The sequence below is a fragment of the uncultured Kiloniella sp. genome, from assembly GCF_937128705.1.
GTDB lineage: Bacteria > Pseudomonadota > Alphaproteobacteria > Kiloniellales > Kiloniellaceae > Kiloniella.
Window position 1 is genome coordinate 1 of sequence record NZ_CAKZMP010000179.1, and the last position, 7,131, is coordinate 7,131.

8 protein-coding genes and 1 pseudogene are annotated in these 7,131 nt (G+C 45.4%); 1 reads left to right on the top strand and 8 read right to left on the bottom strand.

The features are described from left to right. The 7 genes from Q0241_RS09735 to Q0241_RS09765 all read right to left on the bottom strand — a co-directional run. Positions 1-574 (bottom strand): hypothetical protein (locus Q0241_RS09735; protein ID WP_299376716.1); only part of this gene is annotated, 574 nt, incomplete at its 3' end. A gap of 153 nt (positions 575-727) precedes the next feature. Next, entirely contained in the window at positions 728-1,576 is an 849-nt protein-coding gene (locus Q0241_RS09740) for a hypothetical protein (protein WP_299376719.1), read from the bottom strand. Positions 1,577-1,611: 35 nt separating this feature from the next. Then, positions 1,612-2,319, bottom strand: a complete 708-nt coding sequence (pyrF, locus tag Q0241_RS09745; protein WP_299376722.1) for an orotidine-5'-phosphate decarboxylase — start codon at positions 2,317-2,319, stop codon at positions 1,612-1,614. Between the two features lie 291 nt (positions 2,320-2,610). Beyond that, positions 2,611-3,801: a hypothetical protein gene (locus Q0241_RS09750; RefSeq protein WP_299376725.1), complete on the bottom strand. Its 1,191-nt coding sequence runs from the start codon at positions 3,799-3,801 to the stop codon at positions 2,611-2,613. 57 nt (positions 3,802-3,858) lie between these two features. After that, entirely contained in the window at positions 3,859-4,125 is a 267-nt protein-coding gene (locus tag Q0241_RS09755) for a hypothetical protein (protein ID WP_299376728.1), read from the bottom strand. 2 nt (positions 4,126-4,127) lie between these two features. Next, positions 4,128-5,075, bottom strand: a complete 948-nt coding sequence (locus Q0241_RS09760) for an ornithine cyclodeaminase family protein (protein WP_299376731.1) — start codon at positions 5,073-5,075, stop codon at positions 4,128-4,130. Positions 5,076-5,263: 188 nt separating this feature from the next. Then, positions 5,264-5,818: a cysteine hydrolase family protein gene (locus Q0241_RS09765; RefSeq protein ID WP_299376734.1), complete on the bottom strand. Its 555-nt coding sequence runs from the start codon at positions 5,816-5,818 to the stop codon at positions 5,264-5,266. Between the two features lie 56 nt (positions 5,819-5,874). Here Q0241_RS09765 and Q0241_RS09770 point away from each other — a divergent pair, with 56 nt between their 5' ends. Further along, on the top strand, positions 5,875-6,867 hold the full coding sequence (locus Q0241_RS09770; protein ID WP_299376737.1) for a helix-turn-helix domain-containing protein: 993 nt from the start codon (positions 5,875-5,877) through the stop codon (positions 6,865-6,867). 66 nt (positions 6,868-6,933) lie between these two features. Here Q0241_RS09770 and Q0241_RS09775 read toward each other — a convergent pair. Next, positions 6,934-7,131 (bottom strand): annotated as a pseudogene (locus Q0241_RS09775) (hypothetical protein); the annotation flags it as partial.

Consider the following 7,131-nt stretch of genomic DNA (forward strand, 5'->3'; position numbering starts at 1 on the left):
TTTTAAAAAAGCTATAGGGTTGGCCTAGTGCAGCCGCTGGAAAGACATAGGATAGTCTTAGGGCAACTACGAAAATGAGAAAAATTGCTATAATTAATGCTATGACTGATAGCATTTCTGATGCAGAAAACGCGAATGTAATTAAACCTACGGCAATAGCGATTGCAATATTCATTACAATGTAGAGTAGAAAGCTTTTGCCAAAAATAACAAAATGCCTTTTTTTAAGGTTAAACACGAATGTTTCAGAAATAGATGCATTTCCTGTATTTAGAAAACGGATCCATGCGGTAAAATATTGTATGGGAATTAATGTTACGAGAACTGCGATTCCAATTGTTGCTATTGAATACATTACAGGTAAATCCGGTGACGGGTTAGCCTGAATATCTAATATTGATTGAACTACAAAGAAAAAAAGCACGACAGCGATTATTAGGATTGAAATCACTGGCATAATCGCTAGTTTGAATGCTGTCGCCAGATTTGAAAACAGTAATGAAAAGGCCGTGCTGATTCCCTCTCCAATGGCGATAGAGTTATCTGTTTGATCTACTTCTGTCTGAGTTGTCACTTTATATCCCCCTTAAATTACTCTTTAGCTAGATGTCTAGTAGAAGAAGGGGGATAATATTCAACGTATAAGGAGTGTGGCAATGGCAAAGTGTATTTATTTGAGGTAAATACACTCGAAGTAAAATGCCAATTTATTTTGCTTGTGGCTCCCTTAGCCATCTATCGTTTCTTCGGGTTGTTCAGGCACCCAGCCTGTACAGCCTTTGAAGACGATAGAAAGCATTGAGATCACAGCGGCAGTTGGCAGATAAGTCACAAAAAGAATGATGAGTTGTAAAAAGAAAAAAGCAGGCCCGTTACTTTGAACAAAACTCAAGATATTAAAATTAGCGGCTTCTTCCGGGGTTGTTGGCATACCAGTAAAGAAGCTTCCGAAAGCGAACATGGCAATTAAAAGCATGAGTATGCCAAAGGGGATCGTCAGTATCAGGAATGCTGCAACAATGCGCCAACCTTGATTGGCCGTGTGCTTCCAGCTGTCGTTAAGGGTGTATTTTTCGCCGACAGCAGTGGCGGGTAGAATGAATGATAATCTTGCTACCACATAAATCATAGCGATCATTAGTCCCAAAAATAATAACGGGACAAGGGATGGAATTGCAGCGCCAATGGTCAATACGGGCAAGCTGCCAATCATACTCATGCCATAAAAGATGGCGAGCAGGATTATTATTTTCAGAAGAAATTGCCAATGAACTCTGTTCCAGCTTGTGATTGAAGTGGATTCAGGTGCTTGCAGGTTCATTAGTGTGCGACGATGCCAGGCAACAGCAAATAGTGTGTGTGGAACATATGCGAGTATACTTAGTATCCAGCTTGATAGGGCATTCCCCAAAGATGGAATAGACAGGGCTGAAATAAGAGCGGATAGCAAGAACGGAAACAAAGCCATTTGTACCAGCGCGGGTAAATTCCCCATAACCGTTTTGATGGCAAGGCCGCTAACGGTCTTAACCGGAATGTCATGAACGGCTTGTTCTGGAGGAATCTGGGATACCATGCTGTCTTTCCCGGCTTTGTTTCCGGCCTTCTGATTTAGTTTAATTCTTCAACGATTCTACGTGCAGCTGCTACGGGATCTTCTGCGCCTGTGATCGGACGACCAATGACGAGGTAATCCGCACCAGCTTCAATGGCGTCGCGCGGTGTCATGATCCGTTTTTGATCGCCTGCACTTGCCCATGTAGGACGTATGCCGGGAACGACAAGCTTAAAATCAGGGCCACAGACTTCTCGCAGCAATTTAATCTCTTGTGATGAGCAGACGACGCCGTCAAGACCACTTTCTTTTGCAAGCAGGGCAAGGCGTTTGACCTGTTCCGCTGCCGGGCCTTGTTGGCCGACGTCTGATAGATCGCTATCATCCATGCTTGTCAGAACAGTCACCGCCAATACGATCGGGCGCGGAATGCCGAGATCTTCGGATGTTTCGCGTGCGGCTTCGGCTGCGGCTTGCATCATCGCTTTGCCGCCTGAGGCGTGAACATTCACCATAAAGGGACGCATGTGTAGGGAAGACCGGATCGCACCGGCAACAGTATTGGGAATGTCGTGAAACTTCAGGTCGACAAAAAGAGGTTCGCCACCAACGGCACCCCTGACAGCATTCGGGCCTTGAGCCGTGAAAAGCTCTTTGCCAATTTTAATGCCGCCGACTTCACCAGAGAGTGCTTTTGCCAGCTCTGTTGCTTTATTGATATCAGGTGTGTCAATGGCAACAAAGATACGTTCTTTCGGGGTCATATTCCGATCTCCAGTAAAGGTTTGTTAATCGGAACCCATACCTAACAGAGGTGATCCCGTTGGTCACCTCTTATTTCTTGTAAGAGAGTTATAAATAGAAGAAGAAGTTAATTCGATATAGTTTTGCGTAACTTGGCTTATAAAATCAAGGCCAAAACCTTTGGCTCAAGAGCGTTGATAGTAATATCTATTCAAAATAATTATGCTTTTATTTCAGTGTTTTGCCAAAGCATCACAGGTTACGTTGTGGACAAGGTGGTTGTTGATAATCTGACTTTCAACATTTTGTCTTTACTCAACCGGTGTTCCTACCAGCGCCGCGGTTACGCCCAAGAAGGCCATTAACGTAAAGCCTGACATTTGTAGGGATTGTCCCTTACGCCACGCACGGGTCGCAGCGATGCTGGACTGTATGGCATAATACAGGGCAAAGGCCCGTGATGCATAGCTGATGATTTCAAAAACATTAGCTGTCCACGTTAAAAACACTCCGACCCCGACCAGTAGAGCATAGGCTATCTTTTCAGGTACAAGGCCGTTGGTCGCTTCGGCAAATAGTCCACCAGAACCGCTCGTATCCGCAATCGCCGCACTGAATTGTGCGCTTAGAGCAGCAAAAACCAAAAGCAATGGCAAGATTGGCGCGACAACCTGCATCAACTCAATAATTGCCGTTTCATCCAAAGATAAGAGTGGGAATTCAAACGCGTAGGTCAAGAGAACAATATAGATACAGTAAATTACGGTAGATATCTTCTGCGCTAACTTCATAGAACGTATACGTAAGTGCGCATCATAAGTTGCGCCGAGGTAGCGCGATGTCTCAAACCCCTGGACTGTCACAATCAATCCGGCCATTAACGTAAATGCCGCCCATCCCGAGACTTGTGGCGTGCTGAACTGCAAGGCGTGCTGGCCGGTAATCTCTCCGAAATGGACGGCAAGGCCGAATATGAGTCCTGCAATAATGGCTAGTTTCAGGCCAACAGACACCTGTTCCATCCGTTCAAGCGCCGCGTAGCCACGGGTCATACCGGTGAACAAGATTAATGCGAACACCGCAGTGGTCAGAAGGTTAGCGTGAAATTGGTCGTTTAGCTCTGTCAGGCTTACGCCAAAAGCGCCAAACAAGTTGAGGTAATAAGCAACGGATATGATGAAAGCGAAGGCCAGAACACTGGAAGCTATAGTTTCAAGCCTCACCAATAATTTTGAAGGAGTGGTTTGCGTTGCAATGTCCGCAATGTTGAATCTGATAACACTTCCGAATAGGTAAGCAACTGCGCACAAGCTGACCATAACAAGCGGAGCATATCCGCCGTAGTTGACGTCGAGGATAGGGCCGAGAACCAAAAAGCCGCTCCCGATGATAGATGCTAGCGGTGTGATCGTTGCGCGCCAAACCTGTAAATTAGCCAAGCGAGGCCAGATCAGGAGCGCACCAGTTGCAATGACAATAGAGAGAATAAGAGCGTTAAGCATCTGAAAGAAAAATCATATTTGTTCTGGTAAAGCAACACAGTATTAATCACTTCGCGCTCAGAGCGAATTTTGCCCTTGAGCGGTGAATAACTCTTTGCCGATTTTGATACCGTCGACTTCACCAGAGAGTGCTTTTGCCAGCTCTGTTGCTTTATTGATGTCAGGGGTGCCAATGGCAACAAAGTTACGTTCTTTCGGGGGCATGTTCCGATTTCTAGTAAGGGATGTTAATCGGAACCCATACCTAACCAAGGTGATCCCATTGGCCACCCCTGTATTCATCGTAATGAGTAATTCATGCTGATAGATCGTGGCTGATGCCATATTCAAAGGCCGTTAATACGTTTATCAACAAGCTGTGCAGCGGCTAGATCTTCCAGTGCATGACCAACAGATTTGAAGTAAGTGATCTCTTCTACAGAACTCCGACCTTTATGTTTGCCTTGGGTAAGATCAAAGAGGTCTGCTTTGATATCTTCTTTTGAGAGAACACCGCTTTGTAGGGGGATCACAATGTCGCCGCCTTCTTTTGTTGCGCCAGCAAAGGTATCGACAAATATGCTACTTCGTTTGATGGCCTCATCATCTGCTTCACGCATATCCGGACGATAGGCCCCAACCAAGTCAATATGTTGGCCTGGTTTTAGCCAGCTGCCTGAAATCAGGGGTGTTTTACTTAGGGTTGCGCTTGAAATGATGTCAGCCGAAGATACGGCTTTTTCCAAGTTCTCTTCGGCATGAGCCGTGAACCCTAGGTTGTTGATTTCTTTTGCGAGGTCTTCGGCCTTTTTCAGATCACGTCCCCAGATTGTGACATCTTTTATGGGCCGCACAGCCGCATGTGCTTGAATAAGACTTGGGGCAAGAACACCAGTTCCAACCATGGTGAGTTTTGTGCTGTCTGGTCGGGCTAGATAGGATGTTGCCAATGCAGAAGCTGCGGCCGTGCGACGCGCTGTAAGGGTTTTGGCCTCAATGAGCGCTTTGGGAGTGCCAGTATCACCATCAAACAGGATGTAAATTCCTTGAATAGCAGGTAAATTCTTCTCACCATTTTCAGGGCTTACAGTAACAAGTTTCACGCCGACAGATTTTCCGGATTCCCAAGCAGGCATGAGCAGAAGGGTGGATTCTCTTTTGCCATTGGGCTGTTCCATATCATGATGGTGACGCATGGGAACCGTTATGTTGCTTTGGAAAGCGTCTCTTAGAGCTTCGACAAGAGAAGGGTAGTCTAGGCTTTGTGTAACCTGTTCAGCTGTGATGTTCTGCACGGAATGACCTTTAATTAAATCGACAGTTCGAATATTTTATACAATGTGAATGCGGAGAGAACCAGCCTTAACGCGTAGAGAGTTTGTAAAATATTATATGTCGTTCTTTTGATGAATACTTTGACTTTCGTGATACTGAAAAGAGCTGTTCATTCTTTTCAGTATCACGGTCTTTGGTGTCTCTGTCGTTAAGGCAGGCAATCTGACGTAGGCCGGACGTCGGCGTAAATGGAAGACAAAGGCGCCATGATAGATGCATGAACCATGTCAAAGGGCACAGAGATGCCATTATGTTCAATATTTGCCGCGGCGCAGGCATCACATGCCACGGTTACTTTAAATCCCAGGTCAACAGCAGCGCGGACAGTTGCATCTATGCACATTTGGCTCATAGCTCCGCATATTGTTAGGTGCTCAATTTTCCGGTTCCTTATATAATCTTCTAAACCTGTATTTAAGAAGCTGTTTGGTTTCGTTTTTTCAATAATGGCTTCGCCTGTGATGGGGCGTACGCTTTCATGAAGTTCAGCGCCAAGCGTCCTAGGGCGAAAAAAAGGGGCCGTATCTGATGTCATGACATGTTTGACATGGATGATGGGGGTGTTGCTATCGCGTGCTGCCATAAGTAATTTGTTTGCGTTTACGATTGCTTTGTCCATAGCTGGCAGGGGCATTTTACTTCCGCTGAAGCTGGGGAAATAGTCGTTTTGGATGTCAATAAGGAGCAGAGCCGATTTATTCATTTTAATCTCATTTCAGTAAAGGGCTTTATATGCCCTTATCTTTACAGGGGGTAGGCGTGTCTTTACGATTGGCGGATATGACAAATAATGTGCGAATCATGCCAAATATTGTAATTATTGCGTACAAAGGTGTTCAACAATCTGCCCTGTTTGGTTTGGGCGAGATGTTCGAACTGGCTAATCAGTTGATGGGTGATGATGTCGAGCTAAAGATTACCCACCAAGTACTCGCACCGTCATCTGTAGATAACGATCAGAGTATTGATGCTGTTATCCTGCCGCCAAACCTGACAGGAGCCAGAGGGAATGGTGACCAAAACTTACACAACTGGATCAAAAGACAACATTCTTCCGGGGTAATCATTTGTTCTGCATGTGCAGGTGGTTATTGGTTGGGGCATGCGGGTATTTTGGATGGCCGACCAGCGACGACGCACTGGGCTCTTGAGGCTGATTTCAGATCAACCTTTCCCCAGGTGCAGCTCAGCCCAGAAAATATTTTGGTAGATGACAATGACATTGTAACTGCTGGAGGTGTCATGGCTTGGGTGGATCTTGGAATTCACTTAATAGGACGTTGGTGTGGTCCAACGGTTGTTTCGAAAATCTGTCGCCAGATGTTAATTGACCCAAATGGTCGAGAGCAGCGAAACTATCGTTCTTTCTGCCCGGTTATGGGCCACAAGGATCAGGCTATTCGTGCTTTGCAGCTCTGGATGGAAAGTAATATAAACGAAGACCTTTCGATAATGGCATTGTCTGTTCGGGCCAAAATTTCTGTTCGATCATTACAACGCCGATTTTCGAACAGTACTGGATACTCTATTAATCAATATGTTCAAGAGCTTCGAATAGAAAAGGCAAAGGGCTTACTCGAACTAACTATGCTGACCATAGGTGAGGTTTGTTGGCGGGTTGGTTATCAAGACGTGTCGGCTTTTAACCGTCTATTTAAATCTATATCAGGGCTAAGTGCTGGCCGCTATAGGCAGCGGTTTAATGTTAATCAGGCTAACAAGGATAAAGCGAACATCTACTCCGTAAAGTGATGAGTTGCGCTTAATAAAAAGAGATTAAAAAGGACTGTTGTATTCCACTCTTACTGTAGAAATCTATCATACAGAGAGAGAATTAGACTGTTCTTTTTCTTGTAACTTTTTAAGTTCTGCGCGCTCAAAGGAGAGATCTCGTTGCAAGTCTAACACTTTCCATTCAGCTGCTTTCGCACGTCTTCGGGTCGCGGCGCTGGATAGCCATGCGATAACGGCACCCGCGAGAATGCCGAGACCAACGGAGATAAGAATGATGAGATA

Bases quoted from the DNA above. Each gene is read 5' to 3' on its own strand.
- Q0241_RS09750 (WP_299376725.1), bottom strand. From the start codon at position 3,801: ATGCTTAACGCTCTTATTCTCTCTATTGTCATTGCAACTGGTGCGCTC.
- Q0241_RS09765 (WP_299376734.1), bottom strand. From the start codon at position 5,818: ATGAATAAATCGGCTCTGCTCCTTATTGACATCCAAAACGACTATTTC.
- pyrF (WP_299376722.1), bottom strand. From the start codon at position 2,319: ATGACCCCGAAAGAACGTATCTTTGTTGCCATTGACACACCTGATATC.
- Q0241_RS09755 (WP_299376728.1), bottom strand. From the start codon at position 4,125: ATGGCATCAGCCACGATCTATCAGCATGAATTACTCATTACGATGAAT.
- Q0241_RS09740 (WP_299376719.1), bottom strand. From the start codon at position 1,576: ATGGTATCCCAGATTCCTCCAGAACAAGCCGTTCATGACATTCCGGTT.